The organism is Kribbella sp. NBC_01484, from assembly GCF_036227145.1.
Lineage (GTDB): Bacteria > Actinomycetota > Actinomycetes > Propionibacteriales > Kribbellaceae > Kribbella.
This window is the reverse complement of record NZ_CP109437.1, coordinates 1,037,797-1,057,219: the sequence shown is the minus strand read 5'-3', so window position 1 is coordinate 1,057,219 and position 19,423 is coordinate 1,037,797. Positions and strand designations below refer to the sequence as shown.

Sequence of the window (19,423 nt, the reverse complement as noted above, 5' to 3'; positions counted from 1 at the left end):
AAGCATGGAGAGTGGAACGGCTGGCGCAGTGCAGGACTCGGCACTGCACCGCGCCAGCCGGCGATAGGTCCCTGTCTAAGCAGCAGGAATCGGGGTCAGACATGGACGATTGATGTGTGCGTCAGCGCCCGGCGGCCGAACGCGTGGCAGCCGCAGTGAGAGAGATGAGGTGGCATCCGCCGCTGGCACATCAGGGCACTGGGCGTATGACGAGAACGCGGGCACCGGTTGCTCGCTCGAACGAGTCCCGGATATCGGTCGGTACGCCGAACGCGGCGAAGTGGAACAGACTCGGCAGCGCGACAGCGGTTACCTTCTGGCGATTGACTGCCTCGATGAGGGCCTCGAACGCAGCCGGCCAGGTGCCAGCGTGTTCAACGAAGATGACGCCCATAGTGAAACCCTCAGCCCTGGCAAACATTGCCAGTTCCTGCTTGCCGGCCTCTACTTGGTCCTCGGTTACCATCAGTCCGCGATGCAGGTATCCAAGCAGCAGCGGTTGCGTGTCGTGGCCGCGGCCATCGCTCGACAACCGCGGCGACCTTCGCCCTCTATGTGCCGTCAGCATCCGCTGCCGTCACTGGCTCGTTGGTAATCCGCAGGCTGGCGAAGCGTCGCCGCATCGCCGCCTCGAAGGAGCGTGCAGCTATTGGCTCGGCGACATGTTCGACGAGCTTCTGTCGGCCGAACCAGACACAGACGCAGTGGTCGGCTGGCTGGGGTTCCAGAGCGGTGCTCATCGGTCACGTACCTCGCGGTCGATGTCGCGGACGAGACCGATGTACAGCAGACAGGCGATGATGCTCAGCAGCCAGAATCCCTGGTTCACGACCTACCTCCCAGTTGTATCCATCGCAGTTGTTCATCGATGCGCTTGATCAGCCTGGTGTCGGGGCGATCGCTCACCAATGGCCATCTGTGGCACCTCTGTGGCACTTTCGCTGCGAAGTACCGCCTGAGCTGCTTTGATTGCAGGGAGGGAGGAATGCTGTGCGGACGGTGAACACCTGGACCGGCAGAGAGGCAAGGGCTCTCAGGCTTGCCCGGCGGTTCAGCGTGCGTGCGTTCGCGGAGCACCTCGGTGTTGGGATCCGTACGGTGTCGAAGTGGGAGTCGAACGGCGGAGTCCGTCGCCCTCAGCCGGCGATGCAAGCGGCACTGGATACTGTCTTGGCCCAGGCAACGGCAGGGAGCAGGCTCGTTTCGAGGAGCTGACCGCGAGCTCGGCAGCGATCAAGCGTGGCCGGACCACCCTGAGGCCGTGGAGCAGAGACGACTGGATCGATGATCTGGATCGTGCCCGCCTCAGTGCGTCACAGCAGAACTTCGCGCTCGCCTCCATCCTGGCTGCACGATGGCTTGCCCGGACCGATTCCAGCGTCCTCGACGACGCAGATCTTCACCTTCGAGGACGTACGTTGATGCTCCTTGGAGACGTCGCCCGTGACCAGGGCCGCCTAACGGGGCCAGGTTCGGCCGTGTCCACCTACCGCCAGGCTCTCCGGGCCTTCGGTGACGTCCGAGCAGAGCGTCGTACTGCGCAGGTCGAACTTCTCCTCACCGTCGTACTCGAGATGTCAGGCGAACTCGAACGTTCGGCGGCGCGCTATCGAGAACTCTCTACCGACCCGCGGCTGAGCGCGCTGGATCAAGCCAGGGCCCGGATGTGGGTCGGAACCGCGTTGACGAAGGTGCCCGAATCGGTCGGCATCGACAAGACGACGGCGGTCGGGGCGATCGCCTCTGCTGTTTCCGACTTCGAGGAACTCGACGAGCCGGACGAGTGGAACGTCGGACAACAGAAGCTGGCACTTGCCTACCTTGCACTCGACAAATGCGACGATGCCCACCGGCACATCGATATCGCACAGGCCAGCGGCGGAATCGGCACACCACTTCAGAAGGTAAAGCTCGACACGGCACGCGGGCACATCCTGCTGTCCGATCGCGCGACGCGTTCCGAGGGGTTGACGTCGTTGGAGCTATGTCGGGAGCTTGCCAGTGCACATCAATTGCTTCATCAGGTGACGAGCATCGACCGGATCATCGGATCGATCCAAGATCAAGCAAACCCAGGAAAGGTGAGTTGATGACCGACGAGGTCTCGGCGAAAGATCTCCACAACGCCCGCACGATCTGGGATTACCACCTGATGAACCACCGGTTGGAGCCCGTCGACGTAGGGATCGGGCTGGGCAGTCACGATCTCGGAGTGGCGACGTTCACTGCGAAGCTGTACCACGAGCAATTCTTCCCGATGATCGTCTTCACCGGCGCCAGCAGCCGCACCACTGCAGCGCGATTCCCGCGCGGCGAGGCGGTGCACTATCGAGAACACGCCATCGAGCTCGGTGTGCCTTCCTCGGCGATCAGGGTCGAGACGAACGCCACCAACACAGGCCAGAACCTCACCTTCACAAGGGATCTGCTGGCGTCTGCCGACATACCGGTCAAGACTGTGTTGCTCATCGCGAAGCCCTATATGGAGAGGCGGGCATACGCGACTTGTCAGAAGGTCTGGCCCGAGGTTCAAGCCATCTGCGCCTCAGAACCCATCGGCTTCGATGACTACCTCGCCGGCATTGGTGATACCAAACTCGTACTGGACATGCTGGTCGGCGATCTCCAACGCGTGATGGAGTACCCCGCACTCGGCTTCGCCGTACAGCAAGACATCCCGACCGAGGTGGAATCCTCCTATGACCGCCTGGTCGCCGCCGGCTACACGAGCCGGCTGATGACGGCATGACCCGATCGGGTGGGCTGCTCTGCGCAATCCACCAGCCGAACCTGTTTCCGCGTCTTTCCACGCTCGCCAAGTTGTTTACCGCAGACATCTGGATTGCACTTGACGACGTCCAGTTCGCTCGCCGTGATTACCAGCACCGTGCCCGTCTCGGGCGCCACGACGACCCGAACGCTCAGCAATGGATGTCGCTACCGGTCCGATCGCCTAATGGCCGCAGAAGTCTGATCAACGACATCATGATTTTGGAGCGAGACCGATCAATCCGCCGCATCCTGAGAATGACTAGGCAACATCACGGCCGTGGACGCCATTGGTCAGCAGTCGAGGCTGACATCGGCCTGGTGGCCGAGATGATCAGCAGGACTGAGTCACTCGCGGACGTGGCGATCACCTCCACGCTGTTGCTTCTCGAATTGCTCCACTGGCCCGGCACCGTCGTCCGCAGCAGCGACTTCGTCGTCTCCGCCGACCGATCGGCGCGTCTGGCCGATCTCACCCATGCGGTCGGTGCCACGACCTACCTGTGCGGCACCGGCGGCGCAAACTACCTGCGACCAGATCTGTTCTACGAGCGGGACATCGGTGTCACCTACTTCTCGGTCCCAACGGCTACGAGTCACGAAGTCTGGGCGGGCGCTCAACGACTGAGCAGCATTGCCGCCATGGCGAGCGCTGGTGTTTCAGCGGTACAGCGCGCCTTCGAGCGTGAAGTTCACTTGCGACATCACCTCGCAACCCGCGACCGAGTCGATAGGCAGTCAAAGGCACGCGGTCAGTGAGCCGCGGGCGACCGGTCCGAGGGGGCATGTGGACCGAGGCTCGCTTGTGAGTGGCTCGGGGGCATGTCAGGCTGGCGAGGTTGCCAGCGGGCGGAAGGGGTCGTGCCATGCGGTTTCATCATGATCGGGAGCCTGCGGGGGATTTGACCTTCAGTGACGTGTTCCTGGTGCCGAATCGGTCCGGGGTGGTCTCGCGGCTGGATGTGGATCTGTCGACGAGTGACGGGAGTGGTACGTCGATTCCCGTCGTCGCGGCGAACATGACAGCGGTGTCGGGGCGGCGGATGGCGGAGACGATCGCCCGGTGTGGTGGGCTGGCGGTGATCCCGCAGGACATTCCGGTGGACGTGGTCGCCGAGGTGGTTGCCTGGATCAAAGAGCGGGACCCGGTGCACGACACTCCGCTGGTGTTGCCGCCGACCGGGACTGTCGGGGAGGCGCTGAACCTGTTGCCCAAGCGCGGTCACGGCGCGGTGATCGTGGTCGACCAGGGCCGGCCGGTCGGCGTCGTGACCGAGGCGGACTGCTCCGGTGTCGACCGGTTCACCCAGCTGGACGGGATCATGTCGCGCGAGCTGCTGACCGTGCCGGCCGGGATCGACGCCGAGACGGCCTTCGACCAGTTGCACGACGGACGGCACCGGCTGGCGCCTGTGGTGGACGCCGACGGCACCATCGTCGGGATCCTCACTCGCGAGCGAGCTTTGCGGGCCACGCTGTACGAACCGGCCCTTGATGCGAACGGCAAGCTCCGGGTGGCCGCTGCGATCGGGATCAACGGCGACGCCGAGCAGAAGGCGAAGGCGCTGCTCGACGTCGGCATCGACGTCCTGGTGATCGACACCGCGCACGGGCACCAGGAGCGGATGCTCGAAGTCCTCGAGCTCGTCCGGGGTCTCGAGCCCCAGGTCCCGATCGTCGCCGGCAACGTGGTCACCGCCGAAGGTGTCAGCGACCTCGTCGCGGCCGGCGCGGACATCGTCAAGGTCGGCGTCGGTCCGGGCGCGATGTGTACGACGCGGATGCAGACGGCGGTGGGTCGTCCGCAGTTCTCCGCCGTACTGGAGTGCGCGACGCGAGCCCAGGAGCTCGGCAAGCACGTCTGGGCGGACGGCGGCGTGCGGCATCCGCGGGATGTCGCGCTGGCGCTCGCCGCGGGCGCGTCCAGCGTGATGATCGGGTCGTGGTTCGCGGGGACGTACGAATCGCCGGGTGATCCGCATCGAGACAGTGACGGGCGGATCTACAAGGAGAGCTTCGGGATGGCGTCGGCGCGGGCGGTGCGGTCGCGGACGGCCGACGACACGCCGTTCCAGCGGGCCCGGAAGGGCTTCTTCGGCGAGGGGATCTCGACCGCGCGGATGTATCTCGACCCCGAGCGCCCGAGTGTCGAGGACGTGCTGGACTCCATCGTCTCCGGGATCCGGAGCTCCTGCACGTACGTCGGCGCCGCCAACCTGGCCGAGTTCCATGCACGCGCTGTAGTCGGCCTGCAGACCGCCGCCGGGTACGCCGAGGGCAAGCCGCTGGACACGAGTTGGTGACCGCAGGGCCTACTTGACAACGAATTCCGTCGTTTGATGCTTGCGTAAACGACGACATCCGTTCTCATCCCCGGGGTGAGATTGAGGACACAACAATCTCATACGGCGGGCGATAGGCACGATCCGGAATCGGTGGCACGGTGTAGTCACGGGGTGGAGGGGAGGGACGCCAACAGGATCTGTCGGGGGGTCGCCGATCTCGCAGGGGGAGTGGGATCGATCGACGCGGGGGCGACAGGACAGGCGTCCGGAACTGGTCGCGGGTGGTGGTTGTGGAGTTCGACCGAGGCTTGGGAGGGCGACTCGGGAACTCGGACCCACCACCCGCGACTGCACTCGCCTGTCCGAATAGCACGCTGGTGGTGGCAATCTGCCCGGCCCGGCGGCATAGTCGAGGGATCGATGAGCTGCTTGGGGTTCGTGGGGAGCCGGCGTTGTGGAGGGAGACAAGGCTGTCCCGCTGAGGGTGGACGCGGAAACCGCGATCATCCTGCGGGAGGCGTACCACAAGATCGAGGCGCTGTACCGCGCCGACCACTACGGTCTGTACGACTACGTACGGGTGGTGGCCGGCAAGGTAGCCCGTGTCGACGCGTTCTTCGTCGGCTTCCTGCAGGGCAGCAACCGCGTGCGCTATCCCTACGCGTACGACGACGGCCGGTACGTCGACCCGGACACGCACATCTTCGGCCCCAACGGCCAGACGTCCTGGCTGCTCAAGCGTCGCCAGACGTATCGCTTCGCCTACGACGGCGGCCTCGCGCTGCACGCCGGCATCCCGCTCGGTGACGCGGTACGGCGCTCGGAGGACGTGGTGACTGTGCCGATCTTCCGGCCGGTGAAGGACGGGCCGGACCAACTGTTCGGCATGTTGTCGATGCAGAGCTATGCGCCGGAGAGCTACGACGACAACGCGGTCCGGGCGTTCGAGTGGTTGTGCAGCCTGGTCGAGCGGGTGCTGACCCGCGAGGGCGAGGATCGGGAGGCGCTGCGCCGGCTACCGGCCGGTGACATCGGGCCGAACCTGCTGACGTCGGACCACGTGATGGAGTACCTGTCCCACCGGGTCGCGTCGATCCGCGAGATCGTCGCGGAAGCGATGGACGAGCCGGATGTGAGCGCGTCCGTGGAGAGTCACCTGGCCCGGATCGTCGACGCGACCGAGCACATCCAGTCCGAGCTGATCGAGATGCTGATGGACACCGACGAGGGTCCGGAGCGCCGGTTCGCGAGCCTGACCAAGGCTCAGCAGGGCATCGCGGTCCTGCTCGTCGACGGCCTCGACAACGACCAGCTCGCGGCCGAGCTCGGCGTCAGCCTGAACACGGTCAAGACCCACCTCAGCGCGATCCTGCGCAAGTACGGCATGCCCAACCGCGCCCAGGTCGCCGACGACGTCCGCAGGTACCTGGCCCGCTGAGCTCTCGCGATGCGGCTCGGCCTCCAACCTGAAGCTGGAGGCCGAGCCACACAACTAATAGGAGCGGGCGACGAAGGCAGTCAGGCCGCGCTCGTTGTCCTCGATCGGGAGGGTGCCGTCGGGGCGTTGGAGGCAGCGGACGGAGATGCCGGACGCGACCAGGCGGTCCTCGCCCTCTTCGCCGACGACGTCGTACGGCAGGCTGGCCCAGCCGGACGCGGCCGCCTCCACGGCTTCGTCGACGGTGGCAACTGCCGTCGTCCGCGCTATCTGCCGCTTCGTGGCTTCCTCGAGCAGGTGCGTCTGGTCCGCGTCGATCGCAGCAACCACAGTCGACGTGAGGTCAGCCAGGCCCACGGCCTCCTTTCCGGAGTCGCGCAGCCGGCGGACCACGGTCGCGACGTTGCCGGCGAGGTCACGCGGGCCGAGCTCGATCCGGACCGGGACGCCCTTCAGCTCCCAGTTCACCGCCCGCCGGCCGAACGGCTGGTCGGTCCGGTCGTCCAGACTCACTCGCAGCCCGGCGGCCCCGAGGTCGACGGCGATCTGCCGCGCGGCCTCGACGGTTTCGTCCCTGACCGCGAGCACCACCACCTGCGTGGGCGCGACCCTCGGCGGGACCCGGAGGCCGGCGTCGTCACCGTGCACCATGATCAGGCCGCCGACCATGCGCGTGGTGCTGCCCCAGGAGGTGGTCCAGGCGAGCTCGCGCTGCCCGTCGGTGGACAGGTAGCCGATGTCGAACGCCCGCGCGAAGTTCTGCCCGAGCTCGTGCGACGTCCCCATCTGCAGGGCCTTGCCGTCACCGGTCATCGCTTCCAGCGTCATCGTGTTGATCGCGCCGGCGAACCGCTCCCGCCGGGTCTTCCGGCCGGTCACGACCGGGATCGCCAGCATGTCCACCATCACCGCGCGATAGACGTCGTACAGAATCCTGGTCGCGTAGGCGCGGGCGTCTTCCGCGGTTGCGTGGGCGGTGTGGCCCTCCTGCCAGAGGAACTCGGTCGTCCGCAGGAACAGTCGCGGCCGGAGCTCCCACCGGACCACGTTGGCCCACTGGTTCAGCAGCAGCGGCAGGTCGCGGTAGCTCTGGATCCACTTCGCCATGTACTCACCGACGACCGTCTCCGACGTCGGGCGGACCACGACGGGCTCTTCGAGTTCCTTGCCACCCGCATGCGTGACGACGGCCAGCTCGGGGCTGAACCCCTCGACATGCTCGGCCTCGCGCTGCAGATAGCTCTCCGGGATCAACAACGGGAAGTACGCGTTGGCCGCGCCCGCCGCCTTGATCCGCCGGTCCATGTCTGCCTGCAGCAGTTCCCAGATCGCGTACCCATACGGTCGGATGACCATGGTCCCCCGCACCGGCCCGTTGTCGGCGAGCTCGGCTTTGGCAATCACATCCTGGAACCATCGGGGAAAGTCCGCCGCCGGTGAGGCGAGTACGGATCGGGTCGTAGCCATGCCGGTCAGTGTAGGAACGCGGCCGACTCCGGTGCCACGCAATTCCCAGCGGGAGCCTCAGCGGATTCTGGGCGGGGATGTTCACGCGGGCGTGAGCCGGAGTTCACCACCGAACCGAAAGGTTGGCCTGTATCCCTCTCGGAAGTGGAGAAAAGCTGTGAGAGTTCGTCGTGCGCCTGTGCTGTCGGTGTGCCTGGCCCTGGTCGGGCTGGCGGTCGGGATCCCGTCCGCTGCCGCGGATCGTGGGCCGGAGAAGTATTCGTTCGCCGTGATCGGTGACATCCCCTACGGCCCGGCCCAGATCGCCGGGTTCCCGAAGGTGGTCGACGAGATCAACGCGGACAAGCAGGTGAAGCTGGTCACCCATCTCGGCGACATCAAGGACGGCTCGTCGGTGTGCAGCGACGAGTACTTCGCGCAGGTGAAGACGCAGTTCGACCGCTTCGCCGACCCGCTCGTCTACACCATCGGGGACAACGAGTGGACCGACTGCCACCGGGCCAACAACGGCGGGTACAACCCGCTGGAGCGACTGGCGAAGATCCGGTCGATGTTCTTCTCGCAGCCCGGCCGGACACTCGGCGAGCACCCGGCCAAGGTCAGCAGCCAGGCTGACCAGGGCATCCCCGAGGATGTTCGGTTCACTCGGGCAGACGTCGCGTTCGCGGCCCTGCACATCGTCGGCAGCAACAACAGCATGGCCCCGTGGACCGGAAAGACCGGGCCCACGCCGGAGCAGTCGGCCGAGGTGCTCGCGCGCACGGCCGCGGTGATCGAGAGCATCCGCGACACCTTCGCGCAGGCCCGCGAGCAGCACAACCGGGCCGTCGTACTGCTGACGCAGGCCGACATGTTCGATCCGACCGTGGCGGCGCCGGCGTTCGCCGACTACTTCGCGTTCCAGCCGATCGTTCAGGCCATCGCCCGTGAGTCCGCGTCCTTCCGTGGCCCGGTCTACCTCTTCAACGGCGACAGCCACGTCTACAACAGCGACAAGCCCCTCGCGGCCGGATCGAAGTGGGTCAGCCTGTACGGCGTGACCACCCCGGTCGCCAACCTCTCCCGCATCACGGTCGACGGCTCCACCGGCGTCAACAACTATCTCCGCGTCACCGTCGACCCCCGCAACCCCGCCACGCTGACCTGGACCCGGGTCCCCTTCACCTCCTGAACACGCAAAAGCGCCCGGTGACCCGTGCGGGTCACCGGGCGCTTCGGCCCGCCTCGGTCAGATGGACGCGAGTGCGTCGTTCCAGGTCTTGGACGGGCGCATGACGGCGGCGGCCTTGGCCGGGTCGGGCTGGTAGTAGCCGCCGAGGTCGACCGGGCTGCCCTGGACGGCGAGCAGCTCGTCGATGATGGTCTGCTCGTTCGTCGCGAGGGTCTCGGCGAGCGGGGCGAAGGCCTTCGCGAGTTCGGCGTCGTCTGTCTGCCTGGCCAGCTCCTGGGCCCAGTACAGCGACAGGTAGAAGTGGCTGCCCCGGTTGTCGATCCCGCCGACGCGACGGGTCGGCGACTTGTCCTCGTTGAGGAACGTCGCGGTCGCCCGGTCGAGCGTGTCGGCGAGGACCTGGGCCCGCGCGTTGCCGGTCGCCTGGGCCAGGTGCTCGAAGCTCGCGGCCAGCGCGAAGAACTCGCCCAGGCTGTCCCAGCGCAGGTAGTTCTCCTTGACCAGCTGTTGCACGTGCTTCGGCGCCGAGCCGCCCGCGCCGGTCTCGAACAGGCCGCCGCCGGCCATCAGCGGGACGACCGACAGCATCTTCGCGCTGGTGCCGAGCTCGAGGATCGGGAACAGGTCGGTCAGGTAGTCACGCAGGACGTTGCCGGTCACCGAGATGGTGTTCTCACCGCGGCGGATCCGCTCCAGCGACAGCTTGATCGCGTCCACCGGCGCGAGGATCCGGATGTCCAGGCCCTCGGTGTCGTGCTCCTGCAGGTACTTCTTGACCTTCGCGATGATCTGAGCATCGTGCGCCCGGGTCTCGTCCAGCCAGAACACCGCCGGGTCACCGGTCGCCCGGGCCCGGGTGACGGCCAGCTTCACCCAGTCGCGGATCGGGTCGTCCTTGGTCTGGCAGGCACGGAAGATGTCACCGGGCTCGACAGCCTGCTCCAGTACGACGGTGCCCGCCGTGTCGACCAGGCGCACCGTGCCGGCGACCGCGATCTCGAAGGTCTTGTCGTGCGAGCCGTACTCCTCGGCCTTCTGCGCCATCAGGCCGACGTTCGGCACCGAGCCCATGGTGGCCGGGTCGAAGGCGCCGTGGGCACGGCAGTCGTCCAGGACGACCTGGTAGATCCCCGCGTAGCTGCTGTCCGGCAGCACAGCGAGAGTGTCGTGCTCGGCGCCGTCGGGTCCCCACATGTGGCCAGACGTACGGATCATGGCCGGCATCGATGCGTCGACGATGATGTCGGACGGCACGTGCAGGTTGGTGATGCCCTTGTCCGAGTCGACCATCGCCAGCGCCGGTCCGTCGGCCAGCTCGGCGTCGAACGACGCCTTGATCGCGTCGCCCTCCGGGAGCGCGGACAGGCCGTTCAGGATCGCGCCCAGTCCGTCGTTCGGGGACAGGCCCGCCTTCGCGAGGGTCTGGCCGTACTGCTCGAAGGTCTTCGGGAAGAAGACGCGCACCACGTGGCCGAACACGATCGGGTCGGAGACCTTCATCATGGTGGCCTTCAGGTGCACCGAGAACAGCACGTCCTCGGCCTTCGCGCGGGCGATCTGAGCGGTCAGGAACTCGCGCAGCGCGGCGACGTGCATGACGGAGGCGTCGACGACCTCACCGGCCAGCACCGGGATCGACTCGCGCAGCACGGCGGTGGTGCCGTCCGCGGCGGCCAGCTCGATCCGCAGCGAGCCGGCGGACTCGATCACAGCCGACGTCTCGGTCGTGCGGAAGTCGTTCTGGCCCATGGTGGCGACGTTGGTCTTCGAGTCGGCCGACCAGGCGCCCATCCGGTGCGGGTGGGTCTTCGCGTATTTCTTCACCGAGGCGGGGGCGCGGCGGTCCGAGTTGCCCTCGCGCAGCACCGGGTTCACCGCGGAGCCCTTGACCTTGTCGTAGCGGGACTGGATCTCCCGCTCCTCGTCGGTCTTCGGCTCGTCCGGGTAGTCCGGCAGCGCGTAACCCTGGGCCTGCAGCTCCGCGACCGCGGCCTTCAGTTGCGGGATCGAGGCCGAGACGTTCGGCAGCTTGATGATGTTCGCCTCGGGCGTCTTGGCCAGCTCGCCGAGCTCGGTCAGCGCGTCCGCGATCCGCTGGTCCTCGGTCAGGTAGTCCGGGAAGAGCGCGATGATCCGGCCGGCCAGTGAGATGTCCCGGGTCTCCACCCCGACACCGGCCTGACCGGCGTACGCCTGGATCACGGGGAGGAACGAGTACGTGGCCAGCGCCGGAGCCTCGTCGGTGTGGGTGTAGATGATCGTCGAGTCAGTCACAGCCCCACCCTAATGGGCGTTCCGGCCGCCCCCGCCGCCACGTGGGCAGGCTCACGCTCCGTCGAGCTCGTCGGGGTGAGCGAGGGTGATCCCGGCCGCGGTGGTGACCGCGCTGGTGAAGGTCAGGGTGTCGATCGGGGAGGAGGCGGCGACGGTCGCGCCGGTCAGTGAGGTGAGGCCGCGGGCGGCGTCCCAGGTGCAGTCGACGAAGACGGCGCCGGTCGCCTTGACCTGGGAGAACTCCGCCCCGGTGAAGTCGCAGCCGCGGAAGACCGTGCCGGACAGGTCGGCGGAGACGAAGTCCGCGTTCTGCAGCCGGCAGTCGGCGAACTCCACCTTGAGGAACCTGGTGAACCGGAACGAGCCGAAGTCGAGCACGCTGTCCCGGATCGTGGCGTGCTGCAGGCTCATCCCCGGACCGGCGAACCCGGTCAGCCGGGACGACGTGATCGCCACCCGGGTCACCGCCGCGTCGGCCCAGCGTGCGTTCGCGAGGTCGCATTGGGTCAGCTCGGTGTCGACCAGGATCAGCTTGTCCAGATCCGAACCCGCCAGCTTGCAGCGGGTCAGCCGGCAGCCGCTCAGCTCGAGGTGCTCGGCCTCCAGATCGCTGAGATCCACGTCCTCCAGCGAGAGGTCGAGCAACCGGGTCTCGTCGTCGATGTCGTCCGGATCCGGCGACGCGGGATCGAGGTGAGCCCTGAGCCGTGGTGCTGCGATCTTCATGCGACTGACCGTAACGAGAGCCTCCGACAGTTCACTGGGAGCGAAGGTAGTGGGCGGCCGCCCCGATGAGGGCCGAGTGCTCGGTGTCCTTCGTGGCGGAGACAGGGGAGTCGAAGGCTGTCGCGACCAGGTCGAAGGCGCCGGAGATCGAGCCACCCAGGACCGTCTTCGTCACGCCGAAGCGCTCCAGCCACGGCCCGAGAGCGGCGGCCAGTACGCCGAAGGTGGTCAGCAGGACCTCGTGAGCGACGGTGTCACCGGCCCTGGCCCGATCGGCGATCTCTTTGACGCCAGGCTCGTCCGTGCCGGTTCTGGTCGCGTACTCGCGCAGGATCGCCCGGCCGGAAATCGAGTCCTCCAGCGGTCTCCCGTCGTACGACGTCTTGTAGAGCTCACCGCCTGGCGGCACGGTCTCGCCGTCGCGGACCACGCGGCCGTCGGCGAGGAACGCCGTACCGATTCCGGTGCCGATGGTGACGCCGACGCAGCGTTCGACGCCGCGGACCTCGCCGGCGGTCCACTCGCCGACCGCGAAGGCCTCCGCGTCGTTCATGAACATCAGCCGGTCGAGCGCGAGCTCGGCGCGCAGGCTCTCGCCCAGGTTGAACCCGTACAGCTGGTCGAACTTGTCCTGGCCGCGATACCAGGCCACGCCGGTGGCGAAGTCGAACGGCCCGGGCAACGCCACCGCCAGACCGCTTGCCAGTGGCAACTTCCGGGCCGCCGCGGCGAGTTGCCCGGCCACCGCCTCGGCCGGCTGCTGCGACTCGAGCTTCGCCCGGTCGACCACGGTCACGTTCCATCCAGCCGGCGACACCACCGCCGCGGTCACGTGGCTGCCCCCGACCTCCAGTACCGCTACGTCCATCAGGTCATCATCCACGACCCGGTGGTCACCACCTGACAACGGCGGTGAGCGTGCCGCGCGCGTCGAAGGTCTGGGCGACGACGATCGGTTTCGTCGCGGGCCACGGCCCGGCGTCGATGTGCCGGTAGACATAGAACTCCGACTTGACGACCGCCGCACCGATCTTCCCGTCGCCGGTTCGGACGAGGACCTTGACGTCCGTGCCGTAGGCGCGGCCGAAGACGGTGGTCACACTGCTCACGGCGTCGATGGGGGACTTGCGGACCAGGACGCCGCCGCGGCCTCCGAGCGGCACCGTCGGTGCGTTCCTCAGCTGAGTGATGCAGAAGGCGTAGCGCGCGGTGTAGCGGTAGCGGGTCGCCGTGGGCTCGCGCCGGATGCTGGCGGACCCGTACTGGTCCGAGATCGAGACGACCTCCGGCCACGCCCAGGGTTCGGTCCCGAGCACCGCGCCGTTCGACGCGGTGCACAGTTCGACGGACCCGACGGATGGTGTCGGCCGGCGGTCCTGGGTCGCCGGCGCAACGCTGCGCGGCTCCTGCAGATCGACCGTGACCGCCGCACCTGCCGCCAGAACCACGACCGCGGCGAGGGCAGCCAGCGACCCCGTGATTCGGCGCTTCCGGACCTGACGGCGGCCGGCCGCGATCAGCGTCGCCGGATCGGGAGTGAATGTCTCGGACCGGTCGGTCGCGCGGTCCATCAGAGTCTTCAGCTCGCGCGTCATTTCAGGACCCCCAGCGTGAGTTCGGCGAGCGCGGGGTGGGTGCGGAGCTTGTCGAGGGCCCGCAGGGTCTGGCTCTTGACCGTCCCGGGGCGGCAGTTGAGCGCGGCGGCCGTCTCGTCCACGGACAGCTCGTCGAAATAGCGCAGTACGACGCAGGCGCGCTGGCGGGGCGGGAGTTCGGCCAGAGCCTGGGTGATGACGAGCCGGTTCTCCAGGACGCCGAGCGGATCGGCCGGGTCGGCCTCGGCGGTGAAGTACTCGTCGCCGCCGACGAGTTCCTGGCTGGACTTGCGGCGGAGCGCGTCCAGGGTGGTCGACACCACCACCTTGCGGGCGTACGCGGCGACCGCGCCCTTGCGCTGGATCCGGCCCCAGACCCGGTACAGCCGGATCAGGGCCTCCTGGGTCGCGTCCTCGGCCCGCCGCCAGTCCCCGCACAGCAGGTAAGCGGTCCGGCACAGAGCGTTCGCCTGGTGGGTGACGAAGTCGATGTAGTCCCTCTCGGTCTCGTCCTTCACCCGCTTCCTTCCCCAGTCATGTCGATCCAACGTGATGGCGAGCCGATCGGTTGCATCGGTACGGCACCTTTTCGTGCCTCAACTCATGGTCGACGCCGTACGGGTCACTTACTGAGGGAACCTGCGGGCGGCGCTGACCGTAGAGTGACTGGAACGAGGGGATAGTCATGCCGGTCGAGAGCAGTACGACGTCCGTGGTCGCGGCGCTGAGCGTCGTGCTCGCGGTGGTCGGTCACGCGCTCGTCGGCGGCGGGACGGTTCCGCTCGGGGTACTGGTGCCGCTCGCCGCGCTGGCCGGAGTGTGCTGGCTGCTCGGCGAGTATCTCGCCGGCGAACGGTTGCTGACGGTCCTCGTCCTGGCCGGCGTGCAGCTCTTCGTCCATGTGACCCTGGACGCCGCGCACGGGCCGATGGATCACGCGATGGCGATGCCACGCGGGGTTGGCGGCAGTCTGTTCATGAGCGCGGCTCACCTGAGCGTCCTGCTTGCCGGCGTACTGGCGATCAGCCGGGCCCACCGATGGGTTCACCGGGTTCTGCGGGTCTTCGACCGCTTCCTGCCGCGGTTGCCGGTTGTGCACGTGGTGCCGCGGATCGCCTCCGCAGTGCTCGCGCGCACGTCACCGCCACGGCTCGTCGGTGCGTGGCTCACCTCGAACGTCTGCCGGCGTGGACCTCCCGTCGTACGAGTGATTCCAGTTCGCTGACCGGCTTCGGCCGGGTTACTCGTACGCCCCTGAAAGGTTCTCTCATGCCCAAGAGATTCGTCCTGCGGGCCGGCGCGATCGTCGCGGCGTCCGCACTCGTCCTCGTCGGTGCCGCCTCGTCGGCGTCGGCCCACGTCACGCTGTCGTCGCCGGACGCCAAGCCTGGCGGGTACGCGAAGCTGATCTTCCGCGTGCCGACCGAGTCCGGCAACACCAGCACCACCAAGCTCGTCGTCTCGCTGCCCAAGGACCTCCCGTTCGCGCACGTCGGCGCGCAGGTGAAGGACGGGTGGAAGGTCGAGAAGAAGACCGAGAAGCTGGCCGCGCCGGTCAAGGTCGGCGACGTCACGCTGACCCAGGCGATCACCACGATCACCTGGACCGCCACGGCCGGCGGCATCCCGCCGAACGACTTCGACGAGTTCGCGCTGTCGGTCGGCAAGATCCCCGAAGGTGTGGACGCGCTGAGCTTCCCGACCGACCAGACCTACAGTGACGGCGAGGTCGCCAAGTGGGCCGACGTCGCCAAGGACGGCGCCGACGAACCGGAGCACCCGGCGCCGACGCTGAAACTGGCCGCGGCTATCACTCCGGTCGCTGCGACCACCTCCTCGGACGCGAAGGATTCCTCCGACCCGTTGGCTCGCTGGCTCGCTGGCGCCGGCCTGCTGGTGGGCCTGCTCGGTCTCGCCTTCGGCTTGCGGCCGCGCAAGGTTGCTCCGGTTGCCGCCTCGGGCGAGGCTGGTACGCCGGACTCCGGAAAGGCACAGTCGTAATCGTGCGCCGATTGATCGCTGTCCTGGTGGCGTCGCTGCTCGCTCTGGTGGTTTCCACCGGAGTGGCGGCGGCGCACGCCAAACTCGAGTCGATGACACCTGCCGACGGTTCCACGATGGCCGCGCCGCCGACGAAGGTCGTGCTGACCTTCAGCGAGCCGGTCGGCAGCAACGGCACCCAGGTGCAGGTGAAGTCGCCCACCGGCAAGAACGTGGCCAGCGGCGACGTCCAGGTGATCGACAACACGGTGACCCAGCCGGTCGGTGCGATGGTGGAGGCCGGCCGGTACCAGGTCGACGCCCGCATCGTGTCGGACGACGGCCACCCGATCACCGTGACCGGATCCTTCACCGTCACCCACGCCGGTCACCCCGCCACCGACCCCGGCGCCCCGCCGGCCGCACAGCAGTCCGGCAACTCGAACACGGTCACCATCGTCGCGATGTGCCTGGTCATGCTGGTCGTCATCGCCTTGGCCGTAGTCATCGTCCGCCGCCGCCCAGCCTCCCCATGACCGAGGAATCGGCCGGGCCTGGCCCGGCACCCACCGAGGGAGCGGCCGGGCCTGGCCCGGCGGCCGGTGCGCGGGAGGCCGGTGCGCGGGAGGGCGGTGCGGGCTTGGCGCCCAGCGGTGGCTGGATGGTGGCGGCCGGGATGGTTGCTGTTGGCATCGTGGTGATGGTGGTTGCCCTACTCGCCGCGGGCGGGGCTCCGAAACCGTTGCCGGCCGGACTGCTCGGTGCCGGAATGCCTTTGTCCTGGTCGGTTCCGGTCCTGCGCTTCGTCGCGGACGCGGCCGCGGTCGCCACGGGCGGCGCGCTGCTGGCCGTCGTACTCTTCCTCCCGGCAACCGACGGGAGGCTCGGCGCGAAGGCCTTGCGCGCCTGCCAGGACGCCGCGCTCGCCGCGGGTATCTGGGCGGTCGCGAGCATCGGCGGGCTCGTCACCACGGCCGCGGTGATCCTCGGCATCCCGCTCGCACATCTCGCCGAGCACGCGTCCATCGCCGGCCAGCTCACCCAAGTCAGAGCCCTGGCGGTCGCCGTCGTACTCACCGCGATCCTGGCTGTCGTACTCAGCGGCTGCCGGACGCTGCGCGGCGCCCTGTTCGCCGCTGTACTCACAGCGGCCGCGCTGGTCGGGCCGCTGCTGACCGGCCACGGCGCGCTCGACCGCACCAACGTCTGGTCGGTGCTCGCGACCTCGTCGCTGGTGGTGCACGTCTTCGCGGCAACGGCATGGGTCGGCGGACTGGCCGCCGTACTGCGGTATGCCCGCTCGCGTCAGGGAGTCGAGTTGTTCAGCGGACTCGCCCTGGTGTGTGCGGTGACGATGGGGATCACCGGGCTGCTGACCGCGGAGATCCACCTCGGCGGCCGCGACGAAGGCTGGGCGCTGATCACGCAGTGGGTGACCACCGGGTACGGCGCCCTCGTGTTCGCCAAGGCGGTCGCGTTCGCCCTCCTGGTCGCGGCCGGCTGGTGGCATCGGCGGACGACGCTCCCGCGACTGGAGGCCGGGGATCCGGTGGCCTTCCGGCGGCTGGCCGTGGTCGAGTTGCTGATCATGGCCGCGACGATCGGACTGGCCGTTGCCCTTTCGCGCACACCGTGACCCGCGTACTCGGTGACATGTCAACAGATCCCCGTACACTGGCTGAATGGTGGATGCGCAGTGGCTCGATACGCGTGAGGCGCGGCTGTGGCAGTCGTACCGCGACACGTATCGCGAGCTGATGCGTGCCCTGGAGGCGCGGCTGATCGGCAACTCCGGGCTGTCCGGCGCCGACTATGCGCTGCTGCACCCGCTGTCGGAGGCGGAGGACGGCGTCCTGCGTACTCGCGACCTGGGCAAGTCGGTCGGCTGGGAGCGGAGCCGGCTGTCCCACCAGGTCAGCCGGATGGAGAAGCGCGGGCTGGTCTGCCGCGAGGAGTGCGCGTCGGACGCCCGCGGCTCGATGGTCCGCCTCACCGAGCTCGGTTGGAAGGCGATCGACGCCGCCGCGCCGGACCACGTCGCCGCGGTCCGCGGCTACTTCTTCGACCACCTGACTGAGGCGGAGCAGACCCAGCTTGCCGGTCTCCTCGACCGCATCGCGACCAACATCCCGGCCGATGCCTGCGCGACCCCGGACTGCGACGAATAGTCGGTCCTGACCCCTTCCTGACCTCCCGCGCCGCAGCGGTGACTCCTCGTGCCCGGAGGCAAGCGTTGGGTGACACGCCGTCACGCAGAGCAGCCGGAGAGCGGCGCCGAAAGAATGATGTCGTCTCGTTCGGATGCGCGCTGAATTCGACAATCGTTTTCACTAAGGTGAGGATGTGCGGGATGTCTGTGCACGAGCTGCGGGAGCGTGCGGCGAGTGGGCTGGGGATCTTGTTGCCGAGTCATGACCTGGAGCTGGTGCGAGCGCTCGCGACTCGGGTCGTGGTGCTGTCGGTCGGTCAGGTGATCGCGTCCGGCGGGCCCGACGTACTCCCGATCGCGCCGAAGCTTCGCGCTGGCGGGAACCACTGCCGCCGGATGACCGTTGCTTCAGGCAATGAACCTGTCAGCGGCCCGCGGCCACGGCCGCCCACACCGATCACCCACAATCTCCGCCCGTGCTGACCCCCGACACAAGGAGCGAACCGCGCCGATGACGCGACTGCACGACCACCTGGCGGAGGCGATCAAGGATCCGGATCCGATCCGGGTCGGCGACGACCTGATCTGCTTGCGGTTCGAGACGATGAAGGTGTACTCCGCGCTCGGCGCCGTACGCCATCTCCTGGAGACCGGCACGGTCCGGCCGGGGGACACGCTGATCGACAGTTCGAGCGGCATTTATGCGCACGCGCTCGCTCTTGCCTGTCACCGGTACGGGATGAAGTGCCACATCGTCGGCTCCACCACCGTCGACCGGACGTTGAAGATCCAGCTCGAGATCCTCGGCGCGACCGTCGAACAGGTGCCTTCGTCGAACAACCTGCAACTCGACCAGAACCTCCGGGTCCGCCGGATCGGCGAGATCCTTCGCGACAACCCGACGTACCACTGGATGCAGCAGTATCACGACGACATCCACTACCTCGGGTACGGCGCGATCGCCGAACTCGTGGCCGAAGTGGTGCCGGCCGGGCCGCTGTGTCTGGTCGGCGGGGTCGGGACCGGAGCGTCGACCGGCGCGATCGCGGCGTACCTTCGGGAGCGCGGGCGGGACGTGAACCTGGTCGGCGTGCAACCGTTCGGGAGCATCACGTTCGGGGCCGGGCACACGCAGGATCCGGAGATGATCATCGCGGGGATCGGCAGCTCGATCGAGTTCCGCAATGTCCGGCACGAGTTGTACGACCGGCTGCACTGGGTCTCGTTCGACTATGCGATGTCGGCCGCGGTCGACCTGCTGCGGACGTCCGGTGTCTTCGCCGGGCTCTCGGCGGGAGCGGCGTACCTGTCCGCGCTCTGGGAGCACAACTGCGACAGCAGCCGGAAGCATGTGTTTCTCGCCGCCGACACCGGGACGCGGTACGTCGAGTCCGCGTTCGCCCGGCATGCCGAGGCGCGGCCGATGGCGTCGATGCAGCCGCGCGAGATCGACTCGCTGGACGAGCTGGCGGTGCCGTGGTCGGCGATGTCGTGGGACCGGCGGGAGTCGGCCTGGGTCCGCCGCGAGGAGTTTCCATCTGCAACCCCGTCGCATTAGGCGGACGTCCG

General features: G+C 67.9%; 21 protein-coding genes. 14 read left to right on the top strand and 7 right to left on the bottom strand.

Annotation, left to right across the window (positions count from 1 at the left end; genetic code table 11):
- Window positions 1–190: 190 nt before the first annotated feature.
- The gene (locus OG555_RS05170) at window positions 191–532 is read right to left on the bottom strand and encodes a hypothetical protein (protein ID WP_329481528.1); all 342 of its coding nucleotides are present in this window, start codon (window positions 530–532) and stop codon (window positions 191–193) included.
- A gap of 458 nt (window positions 533–990) precedes the next feature.
- Here OG555_RS05170 and OG555_RS05165 point away from each other — a divergent pair, with 458 nt between their 5' ends.
- From OG555_RS05165 to OG555_RS05140, 6 genes are all read left to right on the top strand, one after another.
- On the top strand, window positions 991–1,215 hold the full coding sequence (locus OG555_RS05165; protein ID WP_329481527.1) for a helix-turn-helix domain-containing protein: 225 nt from the start codon (window positions 991–993) through the stop codon (window positions 1,213–1,215).
- Window positions 1,107–2,090 carry a hypothetical protein gene (locus OG555_RS05160; protein ID WP_329484950.1) on the top strand — a complete coding sequence of 328 codons (984 nt, stop codon included), beginning with the start codon at window positions 1,107–1,109 and terminating at the stop codon, window positions 2,088–2,090. Before OG555_RS05165 ends, OG555_RS05160 begins: the two co-directional genes overlap by 109 nt.
- Entirely contained in the window at window positions 2,090–2,749 is a 660-nt protein-coding gene (locus OG555_RS05155; protein WP_329481526.1) for a YdcF family protein, read from the top strand. Before OG555_RS05160 ends, OG555_RS05155 begins: the two co-directional genes overlap by 1 nt.
- Complete coding sequence (locus tag OG555_RS05150) at window positions 2,746–3,528, top strand: WbqC family protein (RefSeq protein WP_329481525.1); 783 nt, start codon at window positions 2,746–2,748, stop codon at window positions 3,526–3,528. The genes OG555_RS05155 and OG555_RS05150 overlap by 4 nt, the downstream gene beginning before the upstream one ends.
- Before the next feature lie 107 nt (window positions 3,529–3,635).
- Window positions 3,636–5,072, top strand: a complete 1,437-nt coding sequence (locus OG555_RS05145; protein WP_329481524.1) for a GuaB1 family IMP dehydrogenase-related protein — start codon at window positions 3,636–3,638, stop codon at window positions 5,070–5,072.
- 436 nt (window positions 5,073–5,508) lie between these two features.
- A complete protein-coding gene (locus OG555_RS05140) occupies window positions 5,509–6,492 on the top strand; it encodes a helix-turn-helix transcriptional regulator (protein WP_329481523.1) in 984 nt (327 codons plus the stop codon).
- Window positions 6,493–6,546: 54 nt separating this feature from the next.
- Here the strand turns inward: OG555_RS05140 and proS are convergent, their stop codons facing one another.
- On the bottom strand, window positions 6,547–7,959 hold the full coding sequence (proS, locus tag OG555_RS05135; protein WP_329481522.1) for a proline--tRNA ligase: 1,413 nt from the start codon (window positions 7,957–7,959) through the stop codon (window positions 6,547–6,549).
- Between the two features lie 157 nt (window positions 7,960–8,116).
- Between proS and OG555_RS05130 the strand changes: the two genes are divergently transcribed.
- Window positions 8,117–9,130: a metallophosphoesterase gene (locus OG555_RS05130; RefSeq protein ID WP_329481521.1), complete on the top strand. Its 1,014-nt coding sequence runs from the start codon at window positions 8,117–8,119 to the stop codon at window positions 9,128–9,130.
- A 57-nt stretch (window positions 9,131–9,187) separates the two neighbouring features.
- On the opposite strand, the gene OG555_RS05125 is transcribed toward OG555_RS05130, so the two are convergent.
- Genes OG555_RS05125 through OG555_RS05105 form a run of 5 tightly spaced genes read right to left on the bottom strand, consistent with a single transcriptional unit; the run spans window position 9,188 to window position 14,243 of the window.
- Window positions 9,188–11,404, bottom strand: a complete 2,217-nt coding sequence (locus OG555_RS05125; protein WP_329481520.1) for an NADP-dependent isocitrate dehydrogenase — start codon at window positions 11,402–11,404, stop codon at window positions 9,188–9,190.
- Window positions 11,405–11,455: 51 nt separating this feature from the next.
- On the bottom strand, window positions 11,456–12,130 hold the full coding sequence (locus OG555_RS05120; protein ID WP_329481519.1) for a pentapeptide repeat-containing protein: 675 nt from the start codon (window positions 12,128–12,130) through the stop codon (window positions 11,456–11,458).
- Window positions 12,131–12,161: 31 nt separating this feature from the next.
- Window positions 12,162–12,998, bottom strand: coding sequence for an ROK family protein (locus OG555_RS05115; RefSeq protein ID WP_329481518.1), 837 nt, complete (start codon window positions 12,996–12,998; stop codon window positions 12,162–12,164).
- Window positions 12,999–13,023: 25 nt separating this feature from the next.
- Window positions 13,024–13,725 (bottom strand): hypothetical protein, encoded by a 702-nt coding sequence (locus OG555_RS05110; protein WP_329481517.1) that lies wholly within the window; start codon window positions 13,723–13,725, stop codon window positions 13,024–13,026.
- Complete coding sequence (locus OG555_RS05105; protein WP_329481516.1) at window positions 13,722–14,243, bottom strand: SigE family RNA polymerase sigma factor; 522 nt, start codon at window positions 14,241–14,243, stop codon at window positions 13,722–13,724. The genes OG555_RS05110 and OG555_RS05105 overlap by 4 nt, the downstream gene beginning before the upstream one ends.
- A gap of 167 nt (window positions 14,244–14,410) precedes the next feature.
- On the opposite strand from OG555_RS05105, the gene OG555_RS05100 reads away from it, so the two are divergent.
- From OG555_RS05100 to OG555_RS05070, 7 genes are all read left to right on the top strand, one after another.
- Window positions 14,411–14,950: a hypothetical protein gene (locus OG555_RS05100; protein WP_329481515.1), complete on the top strand. Its 540-nt coding sequence runs from the start codon at window positions 14,411–14,413 to the stop codon at window positions 14,948–14,950.
- A gap of 44 nt (window positions 14,951–14,994) precedes the next feature.
- Complete coding sequence (locus tag OG555_RS05095) at window positions 14,995–15,726, top strand: YcnI family copper-binding membrane protein (RefSeq protein WP_329481514.1); 732 nt, start codon at window positions 14,995–14,997, stop codon at window positions 15,724–15,726.
- Between the two features lie 2 nt (window positions 15,727–15,728).
- Window positions 15,729–16,241: a copper resistance CopC family protein gene (locus tag OG555_RS05090; protein ID WP_329481513.1), complete on the top strand. Its 513-nt coding sequence runs from the start codon at window positions 15,729–15,731 to the stop codon at window positions 16,239–16,241.
- The gene (locus tag OG555_RS05085; protein ID WP_329481512.1) at window positions 16,238–17,341 is read left to right on the top strand and encodes a CopD family protein; all 1,104 of its coding nucleotides are present in this window, start codon (window positions 16,238–16,240) and stop codon (window positions 17,339–17,341) included. The genes OG555_RS05090 and OG555_RS05085 overlap by 4 nt, the downstream gene beginning before the upstream one ends.
- A 46-nt stretch (window positions 17,342–17,387) precedes the next feature.
- Window positions 17,388–17,873 (top strand): MarR family winged helix-turn-helix transcriptional regulator, encoded by a 486-nt coding sequence (locus OG555_RS05080; RefSeq protein WP_329481511.1) that lies wholly within the window; start codon window positions 17,388–17,390, stop codon window positions 17,871–17,873.
- Between the two features lie 182 nt (window positions 17,874–18,055).
- Entirely contained in the window at window positions 18,056–18,337 is a 282-nt protein-coding gene (locus OG555_RS05075) for a hypothetical protein (protein ID WP_329481510.1), read from the top strand.
- A gap of 28 nt (window positions 18,338–18,365) precedes the next feature.
- The gene (locus tag OG555_RS05070) at window positions 18,366–19,412 is read left to right on the top strand and encodes a pyridoxal-phosphate dependent enzyme (protein WP_329481509.1); all 1,047 of its coding nucleotides are present in this window, start codon (window positions 18,366–18,368) and stop codon (window positions 19,410–19,412) included.
- Window positions 19,413–19,423: the final 11 nt, after the last annotated feature.

What these genes read in the sequence shown, in the direction of transcription:
- OG555_RS05155 (WP_329481526.1), top strand. Translation starts at nt 2,090, where the DNA reads ATGACCGACGAGGTCTCGGCGAAAGATCTCCACAACGCCCGCACGATC.
- OG555_RS05150 (WP_329481525.1), top strand. Translation starts at nt 2,746, where the DNA reads ATGACCCGATCGGGTGGGCTGCTCTGCGCAATCCACCAGCCGAACCTG.
- OG555_RS05145 (WP_329481524.1), top strand. Translation starts at nt 3,636, where the DNA reads ATGCGGTTTCATCATGATCGGGAGCCTGCGGGGGATTTGACCTTCAGT.
- proS (WP_329481522.1), bottom strand. Translation starts at nt 7,959, where the DNA reads ATGGCTACGACCCGATCCGTACTCGCCTCACCGGCGGCGGACTTTCCC.
- OG555_RS05120 (WP_329481519.1), bottom strand. Translation starts at nt 12,130, where the DNA reads ATGAAGATCGCAGCACCACGGCTCAGGGCTCACCTCGATCCCGCGTCG.
- OG555_RS05115 (WP_329481518.1), bottom strand. Translation starts at nt 12,998, where the DNA reads ATGGACGTAGCGGTACTGGAGGTCGGGGGCAGCCACGTGACCGCGGCG.
- OG555_RS05110 (WP_329481517.1), bottom strand. Translation starts at nt 13,725, where the DNA reads ATGACGCGCGAGCTGAAGACTCTGATGGACCGCGCGACCGACCGGTCC.
- OG555_RS05100 (WP_329481515.1), top strand. Translation starts at nt 14,411, where the DNA reads ATGCCGGTCGAGAGCAGTACGACGTCCGTGGTCGCGGCGCTGAGCGTC.
- OG555_RS05095 (WP_329481514.1), top strand. Translation starts at nt 14,995, where the DNA reads ATGCCCAAGAGATTCGTCCTGCGGGCCGGCGCGATCGTCGCGGCGTCC.
- OG555_RS05085 (WP_329481512.1), top strand. Translation starts at nt 16,238, where the DNA reads ATGACCGAGGAATCGGCCGGGCCTGGCCCGGCACCCACCGAGGGAGCG.
- OG555_RS05080 (WP_329481511.1), top strand. Translation starts at nt 17,388, where the DNA reads ATGGTGGATGCGCAGTGGCTCGATACGCGTGAGGCGCGGCTGTGGCAG.
- OG555_RS05075 (WP_329481510.1), top strand. Translation starts at nt 18,056, where the DNA reads ATGTCTGTGCACGAGCTGCGGGAGCGTGCGGCGAGTGGGCTGGGGATC.
- OG555_RS05070 (WP_329481509.1), top strand. Translation starts at nt 18,366, where the DNA reads ATGACGCGACTGCACGACCACCTGGCGGAGGCGATCAAGGATCCGGAT.